This window comes from Streptomyces sp. CB03238 (assembly GCF_002099185.1).
Taxonomy (GTDB): domain Bacteria; phylum Actinomycetota; class Actinomycetes; order Streptomycetales; family Streptomycetaceae; genus Streptomyces.
Genome location: NZ_NBCN01000011.1, coordinates 181,547 through 207,939, shown reverse-complemented (window position 1 = coordinate 207,939; position 26,393 = coordinate 181,547). Strand labels below are relative to the sequence as shown.

General features: G+C 72.8%; 25 protein-coding genes. 13 read left to right on the top strand and 12 right to left on the bottom strand.

Annotated elements, in window-relative coordinates; genetic code table 11:
• The first annotated feature begins 84 nt into the window (after positions 1-84).
• From BKD26_RS40425 to BKD26_RS22000, 5 genes are all read left to right on the top strand, one after another.
• Positions 85-390 (top strand): hypothetical protein, encoded by a 306-nt coding sequence (locus tag BKD26_RS40425; RefSeq protein WP_179166639.1) that lies wholly within the window; start codon positions 85-87, stop codon positions 388-390.
• 86 nt (positions 391-476) lie between these two features.
• On the top strand, positions 477-1,220 hold the full coding sequence (locus tag BKD26_RS22015) for a PadR family transcriptional regulator (RefSeq protein WP_241518772.1): 744 nt from the start codon (positions 477-479) through the stop codon (positions 1,218-1,220).
• Positions 1,221-1,319: 99 nt separating this feature from the next.
• Positions 1,320-2,072, top strand: a complete 753-nt coding sequence (locus BKD26_RS22010) for an ABC transporter ATP-binding protein (RefSeq protein ID WP_084900848.1) — start codon at positions 1,320-1,322, stop codon at positions 2,070-2,072.
• Positions 2,069-4,936 (top strand): ABC transporter permease, encoded by a 2,868-nt coding sequence (locus BKD26_RS22005; RefSeq protein WP_107417945.1) that lies wholly within the window; start codon positions 2,069-2,071, stop codon positions 4,934-4,936. The genes BKD26_RS22010 and BKD26_RS22005 overlap by 4 nt, the downstream gene beginning before the upstream one ends.
• A 99-nt stretch (positions 4,937-5,035) precedes the next feature.
• Positions 5,036-5,578: a bacterial proteasome activator family protein gene (locus tag BKD26_RS22000; protein ID WP_073756622.1), complete on the top strand. Its 543-nt coding sequence runs from the start codon at positions 5,036-5,038 to the stop codon at positions 5,576-5,578.
• Between the two features lie 217 nt (positions 5,579-5,795).
• Here BKD26_RS22000 and BKD26_RS21995 read toward each other — a convergent pair whose 3' ends face one another.
• From BKD26_RS21995 to pdhA, 7 genes are all read right to left on the bottom strand, one after another.
• On the bottom strand, positions 5,796-6,785 hold the full coding sequence (locus BKD26_RS21995) for an NAD(P)H-quinone oxidoreductase (protein ID WP_084900846.1): 990 nt from the start codon (positions 6,783-6,785) through the stop codon (positions 5,796-5,798).
• A gap of 10 nt (positions 6,786-6,795) precedes the next feature.
• Positions 6,796-7,878: a potassium channel family protein gene (locus BKD26_RS21990; RefSeq protein ID WP_241518771.1), complete on the bottom strand. Its 1,083-nt coding sequence runs from the start codon at positions 7,876-7,878 to the stop codon at positions 6,796-6,798.
• Entirely contained in the window at positions 7,875-9,212 is a 1,338-nt protein-coding gene (locus BKD26_RS21985) for a molybdopterin molybdotransferase MoeA (RefSeq protein WP_107417944.1), read from the bottom strand. Before BKD26_RS21985 ends, BKD26_RS21990 begins: the two co-directional genes overlap by 4 nt.
• Entirely contained in the window at positions 9,209-10,153 is a 945-nt protein-coding gene (locus BKD26_RS21980) for an NTP transferase domain-containing protein (RefSeq protein ID WP_107417943.1), read from the bottom strand. The genes BKD26_RS21985 and BKD26_RS21980 overlap by 4 nt, the downstream gene beginning before the upstream one ends.
• A gap of 89 nt (positions 10,154-10,242) precedes the next feature.
• Entirely contained in the window at positions 10,243-11,670 is a 1,428-nt protein-coding gene (locus BKD26_RS21975) for a dihydrolipoamide acetyltransferase family protein (RefSeq protein ID WP_084900836.1), read from the bottom strand.
• A complete protein-coding gene (locus BKD26_RS21970; protein ID WP_084900833.1) occupies positions 11,670-12,695 on the bottom strand; it encodes an alpha-ketoacid dehydrogenase subunit beta in 1,026 nt (341 codons plus the stop codon). The genes BKD26_RS21975 and BKD26_RS21970 overlap by 1 nt, the downstream gene beginning before the upstream one ends.
• Positions 12,695-13,828, bottom strand: coding sequence for a pyruvate dehydrogenase (acetyl-transferring) E1 component subunit alpha (gene pdhA, locus BKD26_RS21965; RefSeq protein WP_084900830.1), 1,134 nt, complete (start codon positions 13,826-13,828; stop codon positions 12,695-12,697). Before pdhA ends, BKD26_RS21970 begins: the two co-directional genes overlap by 1 nt.
• 197 nt (positions 13,829-14,025) lie before the next feature.
• Here pdhA and BKD26_RS21960 point away from each other — a divergent pair, with 197 nt between their 5' ends.
• Positions 14,026-14,535 (top strand): Lrp/AsnC family transcriptional regulator, encoded by a 510-nt coding sequence (locus BKD26_RS21960; RefSeq protein WP_084900827.1) that lies wholly within the window; start codon positions 14,026-14,028, stop codon positions 14,533-14,535.
• A 7-nt stretch (positions 14,536-14,542) separates the two neighbouring features.
• On the opposite strand, the gene BKD26_RS21955 is transcribed toward BKD26_RS21960, so the two are convergent.
• Positions 14,543-15,136, bottom strand: a complete 594-nt coding sequence (locus BKD26_RS21955; protein ID WP_084900824.1) for a TetR/AcrR family transcriptional regulator — start codon at positions 15,134-15,136, stop codon at positions 14,543-14,545.
• The gene (locus BKD26_RS21950) at positions 15,133-16,665 is read right to left on the bottom strand and encodes a 3-hydroxyacyl-CoA dehydrogenase (RefSeq protein WP_084900821.1); all 1,533 of its coding nucleotides are present in this window, start codon (positions 16,663-16,665) and stop codon (positions 15,133-15,135) included. Before BKD26_RS21950 ends, BKD26_RS21955 begins: the two co-directional genes overlap by 4 nt.
• Before the next feature lie 123 nt (positions 16,666-16,788).
• Between BKD26_RS21950 and paaN the strand changes: the two genes are divergently transcribed.
• Positions 16,789-18,483 (top strand): phenylacetic acid degradation protein PaaN, encoded by a 1,695-nt coding sequence (gene paaN / locus BKD26_RS21945; RefSeq protein ID WP_084900819.1) that lies wholly within the window; start codon positions 16,789-16,791, stop codon positions 18,481-18,483.
• A 9-nt stretch (positions 18,484-18,492) separates the two neighbouring features.
• On the opposite strand, the gene BKD26_RS21940 is transcribed toward paaN, so the two are convergent.
• Genes BKD26_RS21940 through BKD26_RS21930 form a run of 3 tightly spaced genes read right to left on the bottom strand, consistent with a single transcriptional unit; the run spans position 18,493 to position 21,163 of the window.
• Positions 18,493-19,161, bottom strand: a complete 669-nt coding sequence (locus BKD26_RS21940; RefSeq protein ID WP_084900816.1) for a TrmH family RNA methyltransferase — start codon at positions 19,159-19,161, stop codon at positions 18,493-18,495.
• Complete coding sequence (locus BKD26_RS21935; RefSeq protein ID WP_084900811.1) at positions 19,158-20,354, bottom strand: HTTM domain-containing protein; 1,197 nt, start codon at positions 20,352-20,354, stop codon at positions 19,158-19,160. The genes BKD26_RS21940 and BKD26_RS21935 overlap by 4 nt, the downstream gene beginning before the upstream one ends.
• Positions 20,351-21,163, bottom strand: a complete 813-nt coding sequence (locus BKD26_RS21930) for a DUF5819 family protein (protein ID WP_241518784.1) — start codon at positions 21,161-21,163, stop codon at positions 20,351-20,353. The genes BKD26_RS21935 and BKD26_RS21930 overlap by 4 nt, the downstream gene beginning before the upstream one ends.
• A gap of 444 nt (positions 21,164-21,607) precedes the next feature.
• On the opposite strand from BKD26_RS21930, the gene paaA reads away from it, so the two are divergent.
• From paaA to BKD26_RS21900, 6 genes are all read left to right on the top strand, one after another.
• The gene (gene paaA, locus BKD26_RS21925; protein ID WP_084900807.1) at positions 21,608-22,561 is read left to right on the top strand and encodes a 1,2-phenylacetyl-CoA epoxidase subunit PaaA; all 954 of its coding nucleotides are present in this window, start codon (positions 21,608-21,610) and stop codon (positions 22,559-22,561) included.
• Positions 22,558-22,845, top strand: a complete 288-nt coding sequence (gene paaB / locus BKD26_RS21920; protein WP_084900804.1) for a 1,2-phenylacetyl-CoA epoxidase subunit PaaB — start codon at positions 22,558-22,560, stop codon at positions 22,843-22,845. The genes paaA and paaB overlap by 4 nt, the downstream gene beginning before the upstream one ends.
• A gap of 23 nt (positions 22,846-22,868) precedes the next feature.
• Positions 22,869-23,597: a 1,2-phenylacetyl-CoA epoxidase subunit PaaC gene (gene paaC, locus BKD26_RS21915; RefSeq protein ID WP_084901201.1), complete on the top strand. Its 729-nt coding sequence runs from the start codon at positions 22,869-22,871 to the stop codon at positions 23,595-23,597.
• Positions 23,591-24,100, top strand: coding sequence for a 1,2-phenylacetyl-CoA epoxidase subunit PaaD (gene paaD / locus BKD26_RS21910; RefSeq protein WP_084900801.1), 510 nt, complete (start codon positions 23,591-23,593; stop codon positions 24,098-24,100). The genes paaC and paaD overlap by 7 nt, the downstream gene beginning before the upstream one ends.
• Positions 24,101-25,162: a 2Fe-2S iron-sulfur cluster-binding protein gene (locus tag BKD26_RS21905; RefSeq protein WP_084900798.1), complete on the top strand. Its 1,062-nt coding sequence runs from the start codon at positions 24,101-24,103 to the stop codon at positions 25,160-25,162.
• An 80-nt stretch (positions 25,163-25,242) separates the two neighbouring features.
• Positions 25,243-26,376, top strand: coding sequence for an acyl-CoA dehydrogenase family protein (locus BKD26_RS21900; protein ID WP_084900795.1), 1,134 nt, complete (start codon positions 25,243-25,245; stop codon positions 26,374-26,376).
• Positions 26,377-26,393 lie beyond the last annotated feature (17 nt).

Below are 26,393 nucleotides of genomic sequence, written 5' to 3'. Positions count from 1 at the left end.
CGGCACGCCGCCGCCTCGCCGTCCCTGGCCGGGCGGCCGGCCGGGGAGGGGCGGCAGCGGCCCGGGCGGCCCACGTCGCCGTCCGTGAGCCCCTCCGATGCCGTGTCGCCGGGCTCGCCGTCCGGCTCGGCCGACCCCTCACGTACCAAAACGGCAACAGCGCCGGGCCTTCCGTGGGGTGACGAACCGCAGGAGGAGGCGGTACCTGAGACGGAGTCCCCGGCGGCCGCCGACCCTCCGCACTCGCCGCCCGCCGCCGCGTACGAGCCCGCCGCGCGGGCCGCCGACACCGTCGCTGACCGGCAGATTCCGGTGCTGACGCTGGGCGTCGGGCTCGCCATGATGGGCCTCGGGCTGGGCTTCCTCGGGGTGCGCATAAGGCGCCGCTGACCGCTGCCCGTCCGCCTTGAGACGGACGTTCCAGGTCCCTCTGAGGACCCTTGTCGGCGTGGGCATACTCGGTATACATACTGGGTATGTCGATTCGCCACGGCCTCCTCGCCCTTCTCGAACGCGGTCCGCGCTACGGCTCCCAGCTCCGTACGGAGTTCGAGTCGCGCACCGGGTCCACGTGGCCGCTCAACGTCGGCCAGGTCTACACGACGCTCAGCCGGCTGGAGCGGGACGGCCTGATCGAGCAGGGCGGTGAGGACGAGGCGGGGCACGCGCTCTACGCGATCACCGACGCGGGCCGTGAGGAGCTCAGGCTCTGGTTCGAGAAACCGGTCGACCGCACCAGCCCCGCCCGTGACGAACTGGCCATCAAGCTGGCCATGGCGGTCGGGGCGCCCGGTGTCGACATCCGGAACGTGATCCAGTCGCAGCGCCGCCACACCGTCAAGGCGATGCAGGACTACACCCGGCTCAAGGCGCAGGCCATCACCGCCGTGGAGAGCGGCGCGTCCCGGGAGCGGGACGACGTGGCCTGGCTGCTCGTCCTGGAACAGCTCATCTTCCGGACGGAGGCCGAGGCGCGGTGGCTCGACCACTGCGAGGCCCGGCTCATCCGGCTCTCCGCCGGCGCCGCCGCCCAGGCCGCCGCCCAGGCCGCCGGTCCCGGTGGCACCGCACGTCCCGATGGCACCGCACGTCCCGGTGGCACCGCCAGTCCCGGTGGCACCGCACATCCCGGTGGCACCGCACATCCCGGTGGCACCGCCCAGGCCGTACCCCCGCACGTTCCCGAGCCGAGCCGGGCGGCGTCCCGGCCGGGGACGTGACCGGCCGCGTCCGCCGCCGCACCCACCACCACCATCCCGTTTACATCCGCTCCGTACGCCTGTCCCTGCACGCGTACGCCCAAGGGGGGACCCCTGTCCATGTCATCACCCTCGTCGCAACAGCCCCCGCAGCCCGTGCTGCAACTGAAGAACCTGACCCGTGTCCACGGGTCAGGGGCCACCGAGGTGCACGCCCTGCGCGGGATCGACCTCGATGTCTTCCCCGGTGAACTCGTCGCCGTCATGGGCCCGTCCGGCTCCGGAAAGTCGACGCTGCTCACCATCGCGGGCGGCCTCGACAGCCCCACCTCCGGCCAGGTGATCGTGGAGAACACCGACATCACCGCCGCCGACCGCAAGACGCTCGCCGCCCTCCGCCGCCGCAGCATCGGGTACGTCTTCCAGGACTACAACCTCATCCCGGCGCTCACCGCCGCCGAGAACGTCGCCCTGCCGCGCGAACTCGACGGCACCTCCGCCCGCAAGGCGCGACGGGAAGCGGTCGCCGCGCTGGAGGAGATGGACCTCGGGCACCTCGCCGACCGGTTCCCCGACGAGATGTCCGGCGGCCAGCAGCAGCGCGTGGCGATAGCCCGGGCCCTGGTGGGCGACCGGCGGCTCGTCCTCGCCGACGAACCGACCGGCGCCCTGGACTCCGAGACCGGCGAGTCCGTGCTCGCGCTGCTGCGGGCCCGGTGCGACGCGGGCGCGGCGGGCGTCCTGGTCACCCACGAGCCCCGGTTCGCCGCCTGGGCCGACCGGGTGGTGTTCCTGCGGGACGGCGCGGTGGTCGACCAGACCCTGCGCAGCGACGCCGGCTCCCTGCTCACCGGCCAGGCGGCCGAGCGGTGAACAACTGGTTCCACTCCTGGCGTGCCGCGGTGCGCATCGCCCGCCGTGACGCCTGGCGCTACAAGGGCCGGAGTTTCCTCGTCCTGGCGATGATCGCCCTGCCGATCCTCGGTGTCAGCGCGGCCGACCTGACGCTGCGCAGCTCGGAGTTGTCCACCGAGGAGAGGCTGGCCCGGTTGATCGGCGCCGCCGACGCGCGGATCTCCGACTCCGGCTACGGCGGTACGCCGATCCTCCAGCACCCGCTGGAGGAGTCCGCCATCCCGGTGGAGGCCTTCGAGAACAAGCCGTGGCCCGAGGGCAAGACGGACGTCACCAAGGTCTTCCCGGCGAACTCCACGGTGTTGACGGACTCGGTCGGGGCCGGGAGGCTGCGTACGGCCCATGGTCTGCTCCAGACGGAGATCCGGGAGCTCAAGGCGGCCGACCCGATGGCCAGGGGCATCATGGTCCTCCAGGACGGCCGGTTCCCCGGGAAGGCCGACGAGGTCGCCGCGACCACGCACTTCCTGGAGTCCAGCGGGCTGAAGGTCGGCTCGACGCTGACCGCGCGCGGCCTCGACCGCGAGTACCGGATCGTCGGCTCCTACGAGCTGCCCGGCCAGCTCAAGACCGACCAGGTCAACGCGCTGCCCGGGGCCTTCCTCGACCCGCTGGGGAAGGCGCTCGAAGCGGCCGGGATGCCCGGGACGGACAAGAGCACCACGCATCTGCTGACCCTGCCCCGTGCGGCGAGCGGCACGGATGGTTTCACGTGGAACATGGTCAAGGAGGCCAACACCAAGGGCGTGGTGGTGACGTCGCGTGCGGTCGCGCTCGACCCGCCGGCCGACTCCGACGTACCGCTGTTCCAGAGCGAGGGCTGGGGCGAATACGGCGACAGTACGGCCGCCAAGGCCGCCGCGCTCGCCGCCGCCGGGACCATCGTCGGTCTCGCGATGCTGGAGATCTGCCTGCTGGCGGGCCCCGCCTTCGCCGTCGGCGCCCGCCGCTCGCGGCGCCAGCTCGGGCTGGTCGGTGCCAACGGCGGCGACCGCCGCCACATCCGGGCCATCGTCCTGGCGGGTGGTCTGGTGATCGGTGTCGCCGCGGCCGTCGTCGGCACGGTGCTCGGACTGATCCTGACGTTCCTCCTCCAGCCGGTGCTGGAGGACTACATGGGCCAGCGGTTCGGCGCCTTCGACGTCCGGCCGCTGGAGCTGCTCGGTATCGGGCTGCTCGCCGTGCTGACCGGCCTGCTGGCGGCGGTCGTACCGGCCGTCACCGCGTCCCGTCAGACGGTCCTCGCCTCGCTCACCGGCCGCCGCGGTGTGCGCCGCAGCAGCAGGGTGCTGCCCGTCGTGGGCCTGATCGCCGTCCTGCTGGGCGCCGCGATCGCGCTGTACGGGTCGGTGGTCTCCGACCAGTTCATCATCGTCGCGGGCGGCAGCGCCCTCGCCGAGCTGGGCGTCGTCGCGATGACGCCCGCCCTGGTGGGCCTGTTCGGGCGCACCGGCCGCTGGCTGCCGCTGTCGCCGCGCCTGGCGCTGCGGGACGCGGTGCGCAACCGGGGGCGTACGGCTCCCGCCGTCGCCGCGGTGCTGGCCGCGGTCGCGGGCACGGTCGCCGTGGCGACGTACCAGGCGAGCGACGACGCCCAGCAGCGGGCGGCGTACGAGGCGCGGCTGCCGCACGGGGCGGTCTCCGTGATGGTCCGGGACGGCGGCAGCCGGGACGTCCCGGTGGTACGTGACGCGGTGCAGAAGAACCTGCCCGTCGATGTGCGGGCCGATGTGGACCGGATCGTGGTGGGCAGGGCCAGCTGCGAGATGTACGGGCAGGGTGAGGGCTGCGGCCGTCACGAGGTCGTCATCCCCGAGGCCAACATGTGCCCGCTGTGGGCCACCACGCCCGACGGCTCCGACCCGGCGGAGAAGTACTCCAAGGCCGAGCGGCGCAAGCTCGCGCAGGACTGGCGCTGCAAGGAATCCCCGGACATGGGGTACACCGAGAGCGGGCTCGTCGTCGCCGACGACAAGCTGCTGAAGGTGCTGGGGATCAAGGACGCGGCGGCCGGGAAGGCACTGGCCGAGGGCAAGGTCGTGTCCTTCTCCCGTGCGCTGCTCGACGCCAGGGGCAAGGTCGGCGTCAAGCTGATCACCGACTCCAGGAAGGCCGAGGAGGCCATGGCGCAGGGCAAGGAGCCGCCGGGCAAGGTCGTGTCGTTCGACGCGTACCAGGCCGCCCGGGGAACCGAGTCCTACGGCCTGGCGGGCATCGTGCCGCCGGCCGCGGCCAAGGCGGCGGGTCTCACGGCGGTGCCGTTCGGCGCGTACTTCTCGACGGACAGGATGCCGAGCACGGAGCAGCGCCAGCGGCTCGACGACGAACTCGCCCAGACGGGCGCCGGCGTCGAACTCCATGTGGAGGAAGGCTTCGTCAGCGAGAACAACATCGTGCTGCTGTCGCTGACCGTCTTCGCCGGACTGATCACCATCGGCGCGGCCGGTATCGCCACCGGTCTCGCCCAGGCGGACGCGGAGGCCGACCTGAAGACGCTGGCCGCGGTCGGTGCGCCGCCGCGCGTGCGGCGGACGCTGAGCGGCTTCCAGTGCGGGGTGGTCGCCGTGATGGGCGTGCTGCTCGGTTCGGCGGCAGGGGTCCTGCCAGCGGTCGGGCTGCGACTGACCGAGCGGCGCCAGATGATGAACTGGTACGAGACGGCACGGGACCAGGGCGGCCTGATGGACGTGCCGCACGTGCCGATCATCGTCCCGTGGGAGACGCTGGCCGCCCTGCTGGTCGCCGTCCCGCTGGGTGCCGCGCTCCTCGCCGCTCTGGTGACGCGCTCGCGCGGCGCGGTGGCCCGCCGCGCGGCGACGTAACAGAGGCCGTCGGGCCGGTTGTGCCCCCGTACGAGGGTGGATCACCCGCGTACGGGGGCAGACCGTCTGGTGACGCACCCGTGCGAGAGAATGGCTGGCATGGAGATGCCGAGGAATGAACGGTCGCACGAGAACCCCCAGATCCTGGTCGTAGGACAGGACGGAATGGCTCTCGGCGGCGGTGACGGTGACGACGAGTCGCGCGAGGTCCCGGTGACGGAGATGGTTGAACAGCCTGCGAAGGTCATGCGTATCGGCAGCATGATCAAGCAGCTTCTGGAAGAAGTCCGTGCGGCACCTCTCGACGAGGCCAGCCGGGTACGCCTGAAGGAGATCCACGCCAGCTCGGTGAAGGAGCTGGAGGACGGCCTGGCGCCCGAGCTGGTGGAAGAACTCGAACGCCTGTCCCTTCCGTTCACGGACGAGGCCATCCCCTCCGAGGCGGAACTGCGCATCGCGCAGGCGCAGTTGGTGGGCTGGCTGGAGGGCCTGTTCCACGGCATCCAGACGGCGTTGTTCGCCCAGCAGATGGCGGCCCGCGCCCAGCTGGAGCAGATGCGCCGGGCGCTGCCCCCGGGCGCGCCGACCGATGACGACGACGAGCGCGGACACGGCGCGATCCGTTCGGGGCCGTACCTGTAGCCGTACCTTGTCGGGCCGTACCTGTAGGCCCACCCGGCGCGCCCGCCCGAGGCCCGGCACACGGCGCGTGTGCCGGGCCCGTCATACCCGGCCCCCCGCCCGCGTGGTCATGACCACGCGGGCGGGGGGCCGGGTCGTGCGGTGACTGCAGGCCCGCGCCGGGCGGGCGGGCGCGGCGCTTGCGGCCCGGGCGGGCGGGCGCGGTCCGGCGCTGGGCTCAGGTGGTGGTCGGCGTGACCAGCAGGACCTTGCCGACGTGGGAGCTCGACTCCAGCGTCCGGTGAGCCTCCGGGGCCTCCGGCATGAGGAACGTGCGGTCCACCACCGGGCGGACCGTGCCCGCGCCGATCAGCGGCCAGACGTGCTCGCGTACCGCCGCGATGATCGCCGCCTTCTCGTCCAGGGGCCGCTTCCGCAGCGACGTCGCCGTCACCGCCGCGCGCTTGTTCAGCAGGGCGCCCAGGTTCAGCTCGGCCTTCCGGCCGCCCTGGAGGCCGATCACCGCGAGCCGCCCGTTCACGGCGAGCGCCTTCACGTTCCGCTCCAGGTACTTGGCGCCCATGATGTCGAGGATGACGTCCGCGCCCGCCCCGTCCGTCGCCTTGTGCAGCTCCTCGACGAAGTCCTGCTCGCGGTAGTCGATCAGGATGTCCGCGCCCAGCTCGGCGCAGCGCGCCAGCTTCTCCGGGCCGCCCGCCGTCACCGCGACCCGGGCGCCCACCGCCTTGGCGAGCTGGATCGCCATGGTGCCGATGCCGCTGGCACCGCCGTGCACCAGCAGCGTCTCGCCCGGCCGCAGGTGCGCAACCATGAACACGTTCGACCAGACCGTGGCGGTGACCTCGGGCAGCGCCGCCGCCGTCACCAGGTCCACGCCGTCCGGCACGGGCAGCAGCTGCCCAGCCGGTACGGCGACCTTCTCGGCGTATCCGCCTCCCGCCAGCAGCGCGCACACCTCGTCGCCGACGGCCCATCCGGCGACCCCGGGCCCGAGCGCCGCGATACGGCCGGAGCACTCGAGGCCGGGGTAGGGGGACGAGCCGGGCGGAGGATCGTAGAAGCCCTGCCGCTGCAGGAGATCGGCACGGTTGACGGCGCTCGCCGCCACCTCGACGAGGACCTCGCCCTCGCCGGGCACGGGATCGGGCACCTCTGCCCAGACGAGCGCCTCGGGACCACCGGGTTCGGGAATCGTGATCGCATGCATGGCCGCGAGGCTACTCCGGAGGCGTGCTCAGCGGCGCCACACTCCCTGCCCGTACGATCGTGATCAGACGGTCCGTCAACTGCAGTGGGCTGGCCGCGGGGTCGTCGTAGCCGAGCAGCCGGTGCCCGCGCAGGACGCTGATCACCAGGTCGTCCGTCTCGCGGACGCTCTTGCCCACCTCGGCCTTTATGACCGGCCGCTCGATCAGGTCGAGACCGCTGCCCTGCTGGATCAGGTCCTCCATCACCGTGCCGGCGCTGGGGCTCAGCACGGACAGGCCCAGCAGCCGGCCGGCCGCGCTCGCGCTGGTGATCACGGCGTCCGCGCCGGACTGGCGCAGCAGCGGCGCGTTCTCCTCTTCCCGTACCGCCGCGACGATCTTCGCCCCGCGGTTGAGCTGGCGGGCCGTCAGCGCGACCAGGACGGCGGTGTCGTCGCGCTGGGTCGCGATGACGATCTGCCGGGCGCGCTGCACTTCGGCACGCAGCAGCACATCGCTGCGGGTCGCGTCGCCGATCACGCCGGTGAACCCGTCGGCGTTCGCCGTCTCGATGACCTTGCTGCTCGGGTCGACGATGACGATCTGGTCCCTCTTCAGGCCGGTGGCGCACAGCGTCTGGATCGCCGACCGGCCCTTCGTACCGAAGCCGATGATGACGGTGTGGTCGCGCAACGTGGACCTCCAGCGCTTGAGCCGCCACTCTTCCCGGGTCCGTTGGGTGAGGACCTCGAGAGTGGTACCGACCAGAATGATCAGGAACAGCACGCGCAGCGGGGTCACCAGCAGCACATTCACCAGCCGCGCGCTGTCGCTGTGCGGAACGATGTCGCCGTAGCCCGTCGTCGACAGGGTCACGGTCGCGTAGTAGATGGCGTCGAGGAGGTCGACGCCCTCGTCGGCGTTGTCGTGGTAGCCGCCGCGGTCGACGTAGACGATGAAGACGGTCAGCGCGAGGACGAACAGGGCCATCAGCACCCGCTTGCCCACCTGGCGCAGGGGTTTTTGGACGATCGGGTTCGGAAGCCTGATCTGGCCGCCCACGAGATGTTCGTCGGCGCGGCGGGCCATCGCGTCCTGGCCGGGAAGTTTCACGTGAAACACCCTTCGGTGGTCGCCGCCCAGGGCAGGTCGAGGATCTCCAGTACGTCCCCGGACCGGGCCCCGCCCGGCGGGACGACCGCGAGCCCGTCCGCGACCGCGATCCCACGCAGCATGGCGGGCCCGTTGTAGTGCAGCGGTACGACGTGCCCGGAGCCGACGTGCCCGCTGGCGCGCCCGCTGGCGCGCCCGGTGGCGTGTCCTGCCGCGCGCCCCGCCGCATGGGTGACCGGCACCAGCCGGGTGTCGTGCGGGTGGCCGTGCACCTCGTCGCGTACCGCGGCCGTGTACGGCGCCCGGGCCCGGCGCCCGGCGAGGCCGCGGAGCAGCGGCTCGGCGAGGGTGAGCAGCCCGGAGACGGCCGCCAGCGGGTTGCCGGGCAGGCCGACCAGGTACGTGGCCGGGCTGAGCCGGGCGAGCAGCATCGGGTGGCCGGGGCGCACCTTCACGCCGTCGACCAGCAGCTCGGCGCCCGCCTTGCGCAGGACGGGGTGGACGTGGTCGACCGGACCGGCCGCGGTGCCTCCGGTGGTGATCACCACGTCCGCCTCGGAGTCGGTGACCGCCGCGTACAGCGCGTCGGCGTCGTCGCCGATACGGCGGGTGGCGATGACGTCGGCGCCGAGGGCGTGCAGCCAGGGTGCCAGCATCGGGCCGAGGGCGTCCCGGATGAGCCCGTCGTGCGGGAGGCCCGCAGTGAGCAGCTCGTCGCCGAGCACCAGGACGTCGACCCGCGGACGCTCGACGGTGTGCAGCTCGTCGTACCCGGCGGCCGCGGCCAGGCCGAGAACGGCGGGTGTGACGGGTGTCCCGGCGGGCAGCAGCTGGTCGCCCGAGCGGCACTCCTGGCCGCGTGGCCGGATGTCCTGCCCGTGGGTCACCTCGCGCTGGGCGTGCAGATGGCCGGTCGTGTCCGTACGGGAGTGTTCGCTGCGGATCACGGCGGTGGCGCCGGGCGGCACGCGGGCGCCGGTGGCGATCCGTACCGCCTCGCCGTCGGGGAGCGGGGGCGTCTGCGCGTGCCCGGCCAGGACGGAGTCGCCTTCGCGGATCTGCCAGGGACCGGGGCCCGCGACGGCCCACCCGTCCATGGCCGAGGTGTCGAACGAGGGCAGGTCGGTGAGGGCGGCCAGCGGCTCGGCGAGCACACCGCCCAGCGCCTGTCCGAGACCCACCCGCCGCGTGCGGGTCGGGCGCGCGGTGCCCAGGCGTGCGGCGACGGCCCGGGCCTCGGTCCAGGGCGTGGCCCGGTGTTGCTCCTGCTTCGGGGCCGGTGGCCCGACCAGGGCGAGGGCTTCGTCGACGCCGTCGACCTCCGGGTCGGTCATCCCGCGCCGGCCCCGTTGTCGGTCCCGCTGCCGGTCCCGTTGTCGGTCCCCTTGCCCGGGCCGGTGCCGGTTCCCTTGCCGGTGCCGGTGCCGTCGGCGGCCTCGTTCGCCCAGCGGTCGGCGAGGGCGGCCGCTTTGCGCGCGGCTTCGGCCACGGCTTGGGAGACGGCTTCGGGCCCGTTCCCGGCGGCCTGGGCCGCCGCGTAACCGACCAGGAAGGTGGTGAGCGGCGCGGCGGGCCGGGCCACGCCGTGCGCGGCGTCGCGGGCCAGGTCGAGCAGGACGCCGGTGTCGACGTCCAGTTCGATGCCGAGCTCGTCCTTGACTGCGGTGATCCATTCGTCCAGCACGTTCCCATGCTCCCTGATCGTGGCCCGGGCCGTGGCGATGTCTTCCCAGGTGTCGCAGTCGAAGGAGGCGAGGGGCTCGGCGGGGATCCGCAGGACGTCCAGCTCCTGCACGAGCAGGCGCAGCGGCAGCCCGGTCAGGTTTCCGTGCTCCGTTGCCAGGAGGGCCAGTTCGCGGCGCAGCGGCTCGGTGCGGTACGCGGCGACGAGCGGCTGGTCCCGCCCGTCGGGGTCCACGGACAGCACGCCCTCGGCGCTCCCGCCGGCCAGCGCGTCGGCCAACTTCCGTACTCCGCCGTCCCGGAGGAACGGCAGGTCGCCGCTCAGGACGACCACGGTGTCGGCCTCCACGTGCCGGACCCCGGCCGCGAGCGCGGCCAGCGGCCCGCTCCCGGGCGGCTCCTCCCGCGCCCACACCACGGGGCGCACGGTGGCCCGCCGCCCGCCCACGACAACGGTACGTCCGGCCTCGCGGCAGGCCCCCAGCACGCGATCCAGCAGGGCCCGCCCGCCGACACTCACGCCTGGCTTGTCCGCGCCGCCGAGCCGCCTGGCGGCACCCCCGGCGAGCACGACGACGTCATATGGGGTCACGCCACCAGTATCCCCAGGCGCGCTGTCCCGCCCACCCCCGGGGCAGCCGGGGCGGGGACGTGCGCGCCCCCGGCCCGGCACCCGGGCCGTCAGAGCGTCCGCAGCAGCACCGCCGGGTGCTCCACGCAGTCCGCGACGTAGCGCAGGAAGCCGCCCGCCGTCCCGCCGTCGCACACCCGGTGGTCGAAGGTCAGCGACAGCTGGACGACCTGCCGGACGGCCAGTTCGCCCTCGTGCACCCACGGCTTGGGGACGATCCGGCCGACGCCCAGCATCGCCGCCTCGGGGTGGTTGATGATGGGCGTGGAGCCGTCGACCCCGAACACGCCGTAGTTGTTCAGCGTGAACGTCCCGCCCGTCAGCTCGGCGGGCGTCAGCGTCCCGGCCCTGGCGGCCTCCGTCAGCCGGGCGAACTCCGCCGACAGGGACTCCGCCGTCCGGCTGTGCGCGTCACGGACGACGGGGACGACCAGGCCCCGGTCGGTCTGCGCCGCGAAGCCCAGGTGCACCTCGGGCAGCCGCACGATCTCCCGCGCGGCCGTGTCCACCCTGGAGTTCAGCTCCGGGTGGCGCGCGAGCGCGGCGGTGCAGATCCGGGCGAGGAGCGCCAGCAGGGAGATCTTGGGGCCCCCGGCCGCGTTCATCGCGGCGCGCGCGGCCATCAGCTCGGTCGCGTCCGCGTCCACCCAGCAGGTCGCGTCGGGGATCTCGTGCCGGCTGCGGGACAGCTTGTCGGCGACCGCGCCGCGTACGCCGCGCAGCGGCACCCTTTCACCGGCGCCGGCCGGGATCGCGGGGGTCGCGGGGGCGAGGGAGGCGGCGGTCGCGGGGGCCGGAGCGGGAGCGGGTGCCGGGGTGGCCGCCGCCACCGCACGTTCCACGTCGGCCCGCAGGATCAGCCCGTCGGGCCCGGAGCCGCGCAACTGCCGCAGGTCGATGCCCTTTTCCCGGGCCAGCTTCCGTACGAGCGGCGAGATCACCGGCACGGGCCCGGCGGAGGGCGCGGGGGTGACCGGGGCGGTGACCGGTGCCGGTGCCGGAGCGGACGGTGCGGCCGCCGCCGGGGCGGTGACCGGTGCCGGTGCCGGAGCGGACGGTGCGGCCGCCGCAGTCACCGGCTCCCGTCGTACCCGCCGCCTCCGCGCCGCCGGGGCGGCCGTGCCGTACCCGACGAGTACGTTCCCGGAGCCCTCCCCGGACGAGCCGGACGAGCCCGAGGAGCGGGACGAGCCCGCCGCACCGGAGGAAGGGACCGACGCCGGCACCGACGTGGCGCCCACAGCGACGGTCAACAGGGGCGCGCCGACGGGCAGTTCCGTACCCTCCTCGCCGAACCGCGCGGTCACCACGCCCCCGTAGGGGCACGGCACCTCGACCATCGCCTTGGCGGTTTCGACCTCCACGACCGGCTGGTCGACGGAGACGACGTCCCCGACGTCCACCAGCCAGCGCACGATCTCGGCCTCGGTGAGGCCCTCGCCGAGGTCCGGCAGCTTGAACTCCAGCACCTGGGCCATCAGCTCTGCGCCTCCCACTGCAACCGCGCCACGGCGTCGAGGATCCGGTCCACGCCCGGCAGGTGGTGCCGCTCCAGCATTGGCGGCGGGTAGGGGATGTCGAACCCGGCCACCCGCAGCACCGGCGCCTCCAGGTGGTGGAAGCACCGCTCGGTGACCCGGGCGGCGATCTCCCCGCCCGGGCCGCCGAAGCCGGACGACTCATGGACGACGACCGCGCGCCCGGTGCGCCGCACCGACGCGCAGACCGTCTCGTCGTCGAACGGCACCAGCGACCGCAGGTCCACGACCTCCAGGTCCCAGCCCTCCGCCTGCGCGGCCTCGGCGGCCTCCAGGCACACGGGCAGGGACGGCCCGTACGTGAGGAGCGTGGCGCTGCGCCCGGCCCGCCGCACGACCGCGCGCCCTATCGGCTCCACGGTGTCGGGTGCGTCCGGCGACCACGGGGCCTTCGACCAGTAGAGCCGCTTGGGCTCCAGGAAGACCACCGGGTCGTCGGAGGCGATCGCCGCCCGCAGCAGCCCGTACGCGTCGGCGACCGTCGCGGGCGTGACGACATGGAGCCCCGGAGTCGCCATGTAGTACGCCTCGGACGAGTCGCTGTGGTGCTCGACGCCGCCGATTCCGCCGCCGTACGGCACACGCACGACGATCGGCAGCGGCATCGCGCCCCGGGTCCGGTTCCGCATCCGCGCGACATGGCTGATCAGCTGCTCGAACGCCGGATAGGCGAAGGCGTCGAACTGCATCTCGACGACCGGCCGCAGCCCGTACATCGCCATGCCGACGGCCGTGCCCAGGATGCCCGCCTCGGCGAGCGGGGTGTCCGTGCAGCGGTCCTCGCCGAACTCCTTGGCGAGCCCGTCAGTGACGCGGAAGACGCCGCCGAGCGTGCCGACGTCCTCTCCCATGACGTGGACGGACGGGTCCTCGGCCATCGCGTCGCGCATGGCGCGCTGGAGCGCCTGCGCCATGGTGGCGGGCTTGGTCGCGGGCTTGGGTGCCGCGTTTGCCACGGTCGTCATCAGGCATCACCCTCGGCGTCGAGCTCGGCGCGCAGCTGGGCGGCCTGCTCCCGCAGTTGTGCCGTCTGCTCGGCGTACACGTGCGCGAACAGGTCCATCGGGTCGAGCTCGGCGTCCGCGTTCATCCGCTCCCGCAGCCGCGCGGCCATCGCCTCGGCGTCCTCGGCCGCCTGCCGTACGCCGTCCTCGTCGAGGAGGCCGCGCTCGGTCAGCTCGTGCTCCAGCAGCCGGATCGGGTCGTGGTCGCGCCACGCCTCGACCTCGCTGTCGCCCCGGTACCGGGTGGCGTCGTCGGCGTTGGTGTGGGCGTCGATGCGGTACGTCACGGCCTCCACGAGCGTCGGTCCGCCGCCGCGCCGGGCGCGGGTGACCGCCTCGGACAGCACCTGGTGGACGGCCGCCGCGTCGTTGCCGTCGACGAGCCGGCCCGGCATCCCGTACCCGACGGCCTTGTGGGCCAGGGACGGGGCCGCGGTCTGCTTGGCGAGGGGGACGGAGATGGCGAAGCCGTTGTTCTGTACGAGGAAGACGACGGGGGCCTGCCAGACGGCCGCGAAGTTCAGCGCCTCGTGGAAGTCGCCCTCGCTGGTGCCGCCGTCGCCGACCATGGCGAGGGCCACCACGTCGTCGCCCTTGAGGCGGGCCGCGTGCGCCAGGCCCACGGCGTGCGGCAGCTGGGTGGCCAGCGGTGTGCACAGCGGTGCGACACGGTGCTCCTGCGGGTCGTACCCGGTGTGCCAGTCGCCCCGCAGCAGGGTCAGCGCCTGGACGGGGTCGAGGCCGCGCGCCACGGCGGCGAGGGTGTCGCGGTACGACGGGAAGAGCCAGTCCCGGTCCTCCAGCACCAGGGCGGCGGCGACCTCGCACGCCTCCTGGCCGGTGCTCGACGGGTAGACCGCCAGCCTGCCCTGCTTGGTGAGGGCCGTCGCCTGCGCGTTGTAGCGGCGGCCGCGCACCAGCTCGGCGTAGAGCCGGCGCAGCAGCTCGGGCGCGAAGCCGGCCGCGGCGTCCGTGCCCAGCACCCGGTACGGCTCGGGGTCCGGGAGCAGCGGTGCGGGGTCGGTGCGCGGCTTCCACGCCGGGGGCGGGGTGGGCCGGTAAGGGGCGGCACCGGGCAGCTCTTGGACCGTCATGACAGCACCTCCTCGTGGGAGCGGGCATAACACCCGAGGGGGGACGCGACTGTGACGCGCCTCACCTACCGATTGTTCGGTCGTGGCGGCATTTTGGCTACAGGCGCCTTCAGCCTGTGGACAAACGGTTCTCCACAGCCTGGGATAGAGGCAGGTCGTCCATGGATGAGAGGCGGGGGGACATGGCAGCTGAACAAATGGCCGACGGCAGGGAGCAGGGGCAGTCGAGCGGCGAGCAGCAGGCAGCGCGGCCGCTCGACGCGATCGACCGCGACATCCTCCGCATCCTCCAAATGGACGGTCGCGCCTCGATACGCTCCGTGGCCGACCGGGTCCATGTCTCACGCGCCAATGCCTACGCGCGGATCAACCGGCTCATCGAGGACGGGGTGATCCGCGGCTTCAGCGCCCGGGTCAACCACGAGCGGGCGGGACAGGGCGCCTCCGCGTACATCACGCTCAAGATCGTCCAGAACTCCTGGCGCACGGTCCGCGAGCAGCTCCAGGCGCTGCCGGGGGCCGCGCACATCGCCCTGGTCAGCGGGGACTTCGATGTGCTGCTGCTGGTGCACACGCCGGACAACCGCACCTTGCGCGAGCTGGTCCTGACCAGGCTCCAGGCGATCCCGGAGGTGCTCTCCACGCGCACGCTGCTGGTCTTCGAGGAAACGGACCTCAACCGGCGGATCGCGCCGGACGAGATCTAGACGGCACCTAAGGGGCCGTACGCAGGCCGTCGAACGCCAGGTGGACGACGGTGTCGACGACCTGTCGGCGCTCGGCGTCGCCACCCGGCTGGGGCCGGTACCACTCCACCAGCGAGTTGATCATGCCGAAGAGCAGCCGGGTGGCCAGCCGTATGTCCACGTCGGCGCGCAGGTCACCGTCGGCGGCGGCCGCTTTGAGCAGGTCGGCGACCCGGTGGTCGAACTCTCGGCGCCGCTCCAGTGCCCACCGCTCGGTCTTGGTGTTGCCGCGTACGCGCAGCAGGAGCGTCACGTAGGGCAGTTCGTCCATCAGGACCTCGACGGTGCGCCGGGTCACGTACTCGACCCGTTCGATGGCCCTTCCGCGCAGGGCTCCGGGCTCGTCGAGGACCGCGAACAGGCCGTCGAGCGCCCGGCTGACGGCGCGCCGCAGCAGTTCCTCCTTGCCCGCGACATGGTGGTAGATCGAGGACTTGGAGATACCGGCCGCCTTGGAGAGGTGCTCCATGGAGGTGCCGTCGTAGCCGCGTTCGTTGAAGACGCGGACGGCGACGGAGAGCAGCGTCTCGGGGGTGTACGTATCGCGCTTGGCGGTGGTCATCGGTCGTCCTGGTCCTTCAGTGCGGCCGCCTCCTCGTGGTCCTTGCGGACGACGCCGAGGCACGGGGCGTAGCGGCCGGTCGGGTAGCGCTCGTGCAGGGCGCGCAGCACGTCGGCCACGTACTCGTAGCCGAGCAGCACGCCCCACTCCAGGGGCCCGGCCGGGTAGTTGACGCCCAGGCGCATGGCCGTGTCGATGTCCTCGGCGGAGGCCACACCGCGCTCGACGGCGTCCACGGCGAGGTCGACCAGCATGGCGACCGTACGGGCGACGATCATGCCGGGGACATCGCCGATCACCGTGACGTCCTTGCCGAGCGCCTGGAAGAGGCCGACGGCCTCCTGGAGCGTTTCGGGCGAGGCGGCGGGGGAGGTGGAGAGGGCGATGCGGGTGGCGGTCGTGTAGTCGTGGGCGAGGTCGAAGAAGACGACCTCCTGGTCCGCGTACTCGAAGAGGGCCTCGCCGTGGGCGAGCATCAGCCGGCCGCCGCCCGGAAGGGTGAGGTGGTGGCCGTGCTTGCGGCGGCGGACCTTGATCCCTGCCCGCTCGGCCATGCCGACCAGGGGCTCGGCGTGGCCGAGGCGGCCGTGGACGGTGACCGCCGCGGGCGCGGGTGCGGGCGCCTCGGTGGGCACGGCGGGCCGCTCGGCGCCTTCGCCGTACGCGTACCAGCCCTGGCCCGTCTTGCGGCCCAGGCGCCCGGACTCGACCAGCCGCCGCTGGGCGAGCGACGGGGTGAACTTGGGGTCATGGTGGAAGGCCTCCCAGACGGACCGGGTGACGGCCTCGTTGACGTCCTGCCCGATCAGGTCGGTCAGCTCGAAGGGGCCCATCCTGAAGCCGCCGCACTCGCGGAGGACGGCGTCGATGGTGGCCGGGTCGGCGGCCCGCTCCTCGTACAGGCGCAGCGCCTCGGCGTAGAAGGGGCGGGCGATGCGGTTGACGATGAAGCCGGGGGTGTCGGCGCAGCGCACCGGCGTCTTGCCCCACTCCTTGGCGGTGGCGTACGCGCGCGTGGCGGCGGTTTCGTCGGTGGCGAAGCCGCTGACGACCTCGACGAGCGGGAGCAGGGGCGCGGGGTTGAAGAAGTGCAGTCCGACGAAGCGGCCGGGCACCCGCAGCGCTCCGGCGATGGCGGTGACGGAGAGGGAGGAGGTGTTGGTGGCGAGCAGGCAGTCGTCTGCGACGGTCTGCTCCAGCTCGGCGAAGAGCTCCTGCTTGACCGCGAGCTGCTCGACGATCGCCTCGATGACGAGCGCGGCGTCGGCGAGGTCGTCGAGGGTCTCGGCCACGTGGAGCCGGCCGGCTGCCGCGTCCCGCTCCTCGGCGGCGAGGCGGCCCTTTTCCGCCAGTCGGTCGAGTCGTGCGGTGATGGCCGCGGCGGCCTGCTGGGCGCGGCCGGGCCCGGCGTCGTAGAGGCGTACGGGGTGGCCGGCGACGAGGGCGACCTGGGCGATGCCCTGGCCCATGGTTCCGGTGCCGACGACGGCGACGGTACGGCTCCGCTCGATGGCCTTGGTGTCGGTCATGACAGTGATCCTCCCCGATGAGTTGTCCACAGGTTCGGGAGGCCCCCTTGTCCCGACCGATCGTTCGGTTACTCTAGCTCTGTCCGCCTGTCCCTGCCCAGCTCGACGAGGAGTTGGTCCGCCATGGCCGCCGCTCAGCTCACCACCGACCACCTGACCGAGAGGCACCGCTCCACGCTGGAACAGGCCCTCGAAGCCATCCGCACACGGGCCTACTGGTCCCCGCACCCCGAGCACCCGAAGGCGTACGGGGAGAACGGCTCGCTGAGCGCCGCCGACGGCCTCGAAGCCCACAAGGCCGCGCTGGGCACCCGCTTCGAGCTGGACCAGCCGGGCACGGACGGCTGGACGGGCGGGGAGGTCTCGCCGTACGGACCGGAGCTGGGCGTGGAGTATCCGCACGCCGACGTGGACGTCCTGCTGCCCGCCATGCGCGCCGGCATGGGCGCCTGGCGGGACGCCGGTCCCGAGATCCGCGCCTTGGTCTGCCTGGAGATCCTGGCCCGCATCAACGCCCGTACGCACGAGTTCGCGCACGCGGTGATGCACACCAGCGGGCAGGCGTTCATGATGGCGTTCCAGGCGGGCGGGCCGCACGCCCAGGACCGCGGCCTTGAGGCGGTGGCGTACGCGTACGCGGAGCAGGTCCGCACCCCGCTGGTCGCCGACTGGTCCAAGCCGCAGGGCAAGCGGGACCCGCTGGAGCTGCGCAAGGCGTTCACGCCGGTGGCCCGCGGCATCGCGCTGCTGATCGGCTGCAACACCTTCCCGACGTGGAACGGCTACCCGGGCCTGTTCGCCTCCCTGGCCACCGGCAACCCGGTCCTGGTCAAGCCCCACCCGCGCGCGGTGCTCCCCCTGGCGCTGACGGTACGGGTGGCGCGCGAGGTGCTGGCGGAGGCGGGCTTCGACCCGAACCTGGTGGCGCTGGCCGTGGAGCGGCCGGGCGAGGGCATCGCCAAGGACCTGGCCGTCCGCCCGGAGATCCGGATCATCGACTACACCGGTTCGACGTCGTTCGGTGACTGGCTGGAGGCCAACGCCCGGCAGGCGCAGGTCTACACGGAGAAAGCGGGCGTCAACACCGTCGTCGTCGACTCGACCGACGACTACAAGGGCATGCTGTCCAACCTGGCCTTCTCGCTGTCCCTCTACAGCGGCCAGATGTGCACCACCCCGCAGAACCTGCTGATCCCCCGCGACGGCATCACCACGGACGCCGGGCCCAAGCCGTACGACGAGGTGGTCGCCGACCTCGCTGCCGCGGTCGGCGGGCTGCTGGGCGACGACGCCCGGGCCAACGCCCTGCTGGGCGCCATCGTCAACCCGGACGTGAAGGCCCGCCTGGAGGCGGCCGCCGGGCTCGGCGAGGTCGCCCTGGCCTCGCGCGAGGTCGCCAACCCGGACTTCCCCGAAGCCGTGGTCCGCACGCCCGTCCTCGTCAAGCTGGACGGCTCCAAGCCGGACGCGGAAGCGGCGTACATGTCGGAGTGCTTCGGCCCGGTCGCCTTCGCCGTCTCGGTCGAGTCGACCGCCGACGCGCTGGAGCTGCTGCGGCGCACGGTGCGCGAGAAGGGCGCGATGACGGTCGGCGCGTACACGACCTCGCCGGACGTCGAGCGCGCGGTCGAGGAGGTCTGCCTGGAGGAGTCGGCGCAGCTCTCGCTGAACCTGACGGGCGGGGTGTACGTCAACCAGACGGCGGCGTTCTCCGACTTCCACGGATCGGGCGGCAACCCGGCGGCGAACGCCGCCCTGTGCGACAGCGCGTTCGTGGCGAACCGCTTCCGAGTGGTCGAGGTGCGCCGCCCGGCGTAAGGCTCCGGGTCAGGCCTCCGGCCCGGAAATCTCCGCGTACCGCTGCACCCAGGCGTGCATGGCGATCGCCGCGGCCGCGCCCGCGTTGATCGACCGGGTGGAGCCGAACTGGGCGATCGAGCAGACCATCGCCGCGTGCTTGCGGGCCTCCTCTGTGAGGCCCGGGCCCTCCTGCCCGAACAGCAGCACACAGCGGCGCGGCAGCTCCGTCCGCTCCAGCGGCACGGCGCCGGGGAGGTTGTCGATCCCGATGATCGGCAACCCCTCGGCGGCCGCCCAGGCGGTCAGCGACTCGGTGTCGGAGTGGTGGCGCACATGCTGGTACCGGTCGGTGACCATGGCGCCGCGCCGGTTCCAGCGCCGCCGGCCCACGATGTGGACCTGCTGCGCCAGGAAGGCGTTGGCGGTCCGTACGACGGAGCCGATGTTGAAGTCGTGGCCCCAGTTCTCCACGGCCACATGGAAGTCATGGCGCCGGGTGTCCAGGTCGGCGACGATCGCCTCCCGCCTCCAGTACCGGTACCGGTCGACGACATTGCGCCGGTCGCCGTCCGCCAGCAGCTCGGGGTCGTACCGCTCGTCCTCCGGCCAGGGCCGGGGGTGCGGGCCGACACCGATCTCGGGGCCGTAACCGTCGTCGTACTGGAGGGGCGTCTCCAGGGGGGTCTCGCTGCTCACCCCACGAGGGTACGGGGCGCCTCCTCCTCGGCGGCGGGCGCCGGCCGCGGCACCTTCCCGGTGCCCGGCAGCAGCCGGTCCCGGCCGCGCCGGACGCGGGTGCCCAGCCAGACCAGGAAGACGGTCGGCAGGAAGACGGCATCGGCGGCGATCATGGCGAGCGAGAAGAACGGCAGCCCGAGCAGCAGCGCGATGCCCGCGTGCTCCAGCATCATCGCCACCAGCAGGACGTTCTTGACCTTGCGGTTGAACAGCGTGAAGGGGAAGGCGACCTGCACGATGACCGTGCCGTAGGTCAGCACCATGACCATCACACCGCTGGCGGCGAGGAGGTCGGAGAGGAACGGCCAGGGGGTGAAGTAGTCCAGTTTGAGCGGGTAGTACAGCGCGGTGCCGTCCTGCCAGCGCGAGCCCTGGATCTTGTACCAGCCGGCCGTGGCGTAGATCAGGCACACCTCGGCCATGATGACGGCGAGCGTGGCGTTGTGGACGAGGTTGGCGAGCACGTCGGCCAGGACACGCGGCTCGCCGGGCGCGTACCGGCACACCAGCCACCACACGCCCTGCGCGGCCCACAGCAGCCACAGCAGCACCAGGAGCCATGTCTCGCCGGTCCGGTCGATGAACAGTGTGGCCGCCACCAGCCCGAAGGCGAGAACCGCCCACATCACCGGCCCCAGCACATCGCGCCGCGGTCCGGGGCGGGCGGCTCGGCGGGCATCCACGGACCAGACCTGGCTGCAACGGGTCAGGACGAGGTAGATCGCCATCAGGTGGACGACATTGTCGCCGCCGTCGCCCATGAAGATGGAGCGATTCTGCAGCGACAGCACGCCCACCATGAACAGCACCGACATGGTGCGGGTGCGCCAGCCGATCAGCAGCAGGACGCTGGACAGCACGGCGAGGGCGTACACCGTCTCGAACCAGAGGGTGCTGTCGGACCACATCAGGACCGTGAACGCGTGGTTGTTCGCGATGAGCTGCTGGCCCATGTCCCAGGACCAGGGGCCGTCGGGCCCGTACAGCTCGTGGCGGTGGGGGAACTCGCGCAGCAGGAACAGCAGCCAGGCGCCGGCGAAGCCGATGCGTACGACGGCGGTCTGGTACGGGCCGAGGGCCGTGCCGGTGACGCGCTGGATGGCACGGGCGAGCCGGCGGTCGAGCGGCTCGGTACGCGTACGGGTCGTCACTGGCCCGCCTCCGTACGGCCGCCGCTGACGCCACCTGGCAGGTCGGCGGCGGTCACGGTCCACCAAGGAAGCACCCGGTAGTAGGGCCGGGTGTCGGTCTTCTCGTCGCTCCACACCGGAGCCTCGACGCCCTGCGTGGCGGAGCGGAGCTGTATCCGTTCGATCCTGCCGCCGAGGTGGTGTGCTTCGAGCCGCAGCATGGCGATGCGCCGGATGTAGCGCTCGGAGAGCTGCCCGCGCAGACCGTTGGGGCGGTTGTCGTTGGTGTGCGAGTTCACGTAGAAGTCCCAGCCCCGGCGCAGCTCGTTCTGGTTCACATGACTGGGGAGGAGATTGCCGCGGATCGCTTCCCCGTCGTCGCCGGAGAGGTCGATCCATCCGGTGGTCCTGCGCCCGCCGTCGCCGTCGACGACCTCGGCGCGGGCGTGGACGGCGATGTTCTGCTGGAGGGGATTGGGCGCGAAGAGCTTCCAGTTCTGCTCGAACTCGGGGAAGACCCAGTCGTCCACGGCCTTGCCGTGCTGTTTGGTGAGCGTGTTCGACGGCGCGGCGTGCAGGAACGCCATGGCCAGATGCACGCACGCGAACATCCCGACGACAGCGAGCGAAACGGCCGCCACGACCTGATACGGCAGTGACAACGCGGCTATCCCCGCCCCCGGTCCCGGCCGGCCACCGGGCGGCCCCCCCGACGCGTCCTCCCGCTCACCGGCCGCGGCAGCCCACGCGGGCCCCGCCTGCGGCCCATCGGCGAACCCCACCGCGACCACCGGATCGTCCCCTCCGCTTCCACGGCCCGCCCCCCACACGGTCGCTCCCTCGGACGAACCCCGCCCACTCCCCGCCGCGCGCACCGCACCCGACGCGGGGGCGGCGTCCGACGCGGGGGCGGCACCCGGCACGGAACCGGAGCCCGGTGCGGAACCGGAGCCCGGTGCGGGGGCCGCGGGGGTCGCTCGGGTGGCGTAGTCGGGGGCGGCGGATGTGCCGGCGGGCGGCGGCGCGGGCGCGGGGCCTGGTTGTGGGGCGGATTCCGGTTCGGAGCCGGGCGGGGGCGGAGGGGTCATCGGGCCGGGGCCTTCCGTGCCGGTGGCGCGCCGGGCGCGGCCTCCGGCCTCCTTGTCGTACGAGTCCATCCCGCCCCGTTCCCGTTCCCCATCGATCCACCGGGTTATCCACAGGGTTGACACCATACGGGCCGTCGACTCACCATTGAAGTCATTCAACCGAACGATCGGTCGGTAGGGGGCCCGATGACGGCAGTGACTGCGGACACGCAGGAGGCATACGAGGCGGTGTTCGACGCCGCCGTGGCCGCCGACGAGCGGATCGAGCCGCGCGACTGGATGCCGGAGGCATATCGCGCCACGCTCGTCCGGCAGATCGCCCAGCACGCCCACTCCGAGATCATCGGCATGCAGCCCGAGGCGAACTGGATCACGCGCGCGCCCTCCCTCCGGCGCAAGGCGATCCTGATCGCCAAGGTGCAGGACGAGGCCGGACACGGCCTGTATCTCTACAGCGCCGCCGAGACCCTCGGCACCAGCCGCGACGAGCTGCTCGACAAGCTCCACACCGGCCGCCAGAAGTACTCCTCGATCTTCAACTACCCCACGCTGACCTGGGCCGACGTCGGCGCCATCGGCTGGCTCGTGGACGGCGCGGCGATCACCAACCAGGTGCCGCTGTGCCGCTGCTCCTACGGCCCGTACGCCCGCGCGATGGTCCGGATCTGCAAGGAGGAGTCGTTCCACCAGCGCCAGGGGTACGAGTCGCTCCTCGCCCTCTCGCGCGGGACGCCCGAGCAGCACGCCATGGCGCAGGACGCGGTGAACCGCTGGTGGTGGCCGTCGCTGATGATGTTCGGCCCGCCGGACGACGAGTCGTCGCACTCGGCGCAGTCCATGGCCTGGAAGATCAAGCGGCACTCGAACGACGAGCTGCGCCAGCGGTTCGTGGACATCTGCGTCCCCCAGGCGGAGACGCTGGGCCTCACCCTCCCCGACCCGGACCTCCGGTGGAACGAGGAGCGGGGGCACTACGACTTCGGCCCGATCGACTGGACCGAGTTCTGGGACGTCCTCAAGGGCAACGGGCCCTGCAACGAACAGCGCATCACCCAGCGCCGCCGCGCCCACGAGGAAGGCGCCTGGGTCAGGGAGGCCGCGGCGGCGTACGCGGCGAAGCACGGGGAGGCGACTCCATGACGACCAGCGACTGGCCGCTGTGGGAGGTGTTCGTGCGCTCGCGTCGCGGGCTGTCCCACACCCACGCGGGGAGCCTGCACGCGCCGGACGCCCAGATGGCGCTGCGCAACGCCCGCGACCTGTACACCCGCCGCAATGAGGGCGTCTCGATCTGGGTGGTGCCGTCCGCGGTGATCACCGCATCGTCCCCGGACGAGAAGGACCCGTTCTTCGAGTCGTCCGCGGACAAGCCCTACCGGCACCCGACCTTCTACGAGGTCCCGGAGGGGGTGAAGAACCTGTGACCGCCACAGAGCCTGTGCCCGCCGTGAGCACCGCCGCGGCACTCGCCCTCGGCGACGACGCGCTGGTGCTGTCGCACCGGCTGGGGGAGTGGGCGGGCCACGCCCCCGTCCTGGAGGAGGAGGTCGCGCTCGCCAACATCGCGCTGGACCTGCTCGGCCAGGCGCGGGTGCTGCTGTCCCTCGTCGGTGACGAGGACGAGCTGGCGTATCTGCGCGAGGAGCGGGCGTTCCGCAACGTCCAGCTGGTCGAGCAGCCGAACGGCGACTTCGCCCACACCATCGTCCGGCAGCTGTACTTCTCCACCTACCAGCGGCTGCTGTACGGACGGCTGGCCGCGGCCGGCGAGGGTGCCGGTGCCGGTGCCGGTCAGCTCACCGGGCTCGCGGCGAAGGCGGTCAAGGAGGTCGCGTACCACCAGGACCACGCCGAGCAGTGGACGCTGCGGCTGGGTGACGGCACCGCCGAGAGCCATCAGCGGACGCAGCGGGCCTGCACGGCGCTGTGGCGCTTCACGGGCGAGCTGTTCCATCCGGTGGCGGGGCTGGACGTCGACTGGCAGGAGCTGGAGTCCGACTGGCTGGCGTCGGTGACGGCGGTCCTGGAGCGGGCCACGCTCACCGTGCCGGACGGCCCGCGCACAGGAGCGTGGAGCGCCGGTGCGGGCCGCCAGGGCCTGCACACGGAGAGCTTCGGCCGGATGCTGGCCGAGATGCAGCACCTGCACCGCAGCCACCCGGGGGCGTCATGGTGACCGGCACGGCGCGGATGACGGCGCTGGAGGAGGAGCTGGGCCGGCTGGCCGGCTCGGTCCCCGACCCGGAGCTGCCCGTACTGACGCTGGAGGAGCTGGGTGTTCTGCGCGGGGTGCACGTCCTCGCCCCCGGCCGGGTCCGGGTCGAGCTGACCCCGACGTACACCGGCTGCCCCGCCGTCGAGGCGATGTCCTCGGACATCGAGCGCGTGCTGCACGACCACGGCATGGCCGAGGTCTCGGTCGTCACGGTCCTCTCGCCCGCCTGGTCGACGGACGACATCACCGCCGAAGGGCGCCGCAAGCTCGCCGAGTTCGGCATAGCGCCGCCCCGCCACCAGGGCACCGGCGGTGGGCCGGTGCCGGTCTCACTGGCCATCCGCTGCCCGCACTGCGGCTCGACCGACACCGAGTTGCTCAGCCGCTTCTCCTCCACCGCCTGCAAGGCGCTGCGCCGCTGCACCGCCTGCCGTGAACCGTTCGACCACTTCAAGGAGTTGTAGATGTTCCATCCGCTCCGGGTGAGCGAGGTCGAGCGGCTCACGGACGACTCTGTCGCCGTCACCTTCACGGTGCCGCCCGAGCTGCGCGAGACCTTCCGCCACACCCCCGGCCAGCACCTCGCCCTGCGACGCCGGAGCACGACGGGCGACGAGATCCGGCGTACGTACTCGATCTGCTCCCCCGCCGCCCCCGAGGGCGAGAACCCGGTGCTGCGGGTCGGCATCCGGCTGGTGGACGGTGGCGAGTTCTCGACATATGCGCTCAAGGAGCTCGCGGTCGGCGACACGGTGGAGGTCATGGAACCGATGGGCCGGTTTCTCCTGCCCCCGCGCCCCGGGCACTTCGCGGCGATCGTGGGCGGCAGCGGGATCACCCCCGTGCTCTCCATGGCCTCGACGCTGCTGGCCCGTGAACCGGAGGCCCGGTTCTGCCTGGTACGCAGTGACCGTACGGCCGCCTCGACGATGTTCCTGGAGGAGGTCGCCGACCTGAAGGACCGGTTCCCCGACCGCTTCCAGCTGGTGACCGTCCTGTCGCGGGAGGAGCAGCAGTCAGGGCTGCCGTCCGGGCGGCTGGACCGGGAGCGGCTGACCGCGCTACTACCGCGGTTGGTGCCGGTCGACGAGGTGGACGGCTGGTTCCTGTGCGGGCCGTTCGGTCTGGTCATGGGCGCCGAACGGGCACTGCGGGGCCTTGGCGTGGACCGTGGCCGGATCCACCAGGAGATCTTCCACGTGGACGACGGTTCGGCGCCCGCCGCCGTACGGGCGGCCGCGATACCCGCGCACGCCACGCTCACCGCGACCCTGGACGGCCGGTCGGGCACCTGGCCGGTGCGGGAAGGCGAGTCGCTGCTGGAGACGGTGCTGCGCAGCCGCGCGGACGCGCCGTACGCCTGCAAGGGCGGCGTCTGCGGCACCTGCCGCGCGTTCCTGGTCACCGGCGAGGTACGGATGGACCGCAACTACGCCCTGGAGAGCGAGGAGACCGACGCGGGTTACGTACTGGCGTGCCAGTCGCACCCCGTGACGCCGGCGGTGGAGCTCGACTTCGACCGCTGAAAGCCCATTCCCTTCGCCTAGAACCTGTTCTATCTTGACGGTCCGTCAGATGAGGCAGGCGCGCGGGGAGGCAAAGGGCTGTGGACTTCACCTTCAGCGAGGAGCAGCAGGCGGCCGTCGAGGCGGCGAAGGCGGTCTTCTCGGGCGTCGCACCCGACGGCGTACCGAGCCCCGCGCTCACGCCGGGCGCGGTGGCCGAGGAGTTCGACCGGCCGCTGTGGGCGAAGCTCGCGGCGGCGGACCTGCTGAGCCTCGTGCTGGCGCCCGGGTACGGCGGCGCCGGCCTGGATCCCATCGCGCTCTGCCTGGTGCTGCGCGAGTCGGCCAAAGTGCTGGCCCGGGTGCCGCTGCTGGAGACCAGCGCGGTCGCGATGGCCCTGGAGCGGTACGGCGACGAGGAGTTGGCCGCCGAACTACTCCCGCGGGCCGGCCGCGGCGACCTGGTGTTCACGGTCGGCGCCAACGGCCGCAGCGGCCACGATCCGGCCGAGCTGGCGGTGACGGCCCGCCGGGACGGCGACCGCTGGGTGCTCGAGGGGATGCACACGGGCGTCCCGTGGGCGCGGTGCGCGGACCGTATCGCCATACCGGCGCACACCCCCGAGGGCCGTGCGGTCCTCGCCCTGGTGCCCCGCGGCCACGCGGGCCTCACCCTTGCCGACCAGGTCTCCACGAGCGGTGAACCGCTCGCCGAGGTACGGCTCGACGCCGTGCGGGTCACCGGCCGCGAGGTGATCGACGGCGAGGGCGCCTGGGAGTGGCTGCGCGGGCTGCTCGCCACCGGGACGTGTGCGCTGGCACTCGGCGTCGGGGAGGCCGTGCTCGCGATGACGTCGGCGTACACCGGCAAGCGCGAACAGTTCGGGTTCCCCATCGCGACGTTCCAGGCCGTCGCCGTCCAGGCCGCCGACCGTTACATCGACCTGCGCGCCATGGAGGCCACGCTCTGGCAGGCCGCCTGGCGGATCGGCTCGGGCACCGGCGGGGCGCTGCCCGCCACCGGGGACATCGCCGTGGCGAAGATCTGGGCCTCCGAGGGCGTACGGCGGGTCGTGCAGACGGCTCAGCACCTGCACGGCGGCTTCGGCGCCGACACCGACTACCCGCTGCACCGCTACCACGCCTGGGCCAAGCAGCTGGAACTGTCACTGGGCCCGGCGGCGGCCCACGAGGAAGCACTCGGCGACCTGCTGGCCGCGCACCCCCTGGGCTGAAACCGGGCCGGTCACGG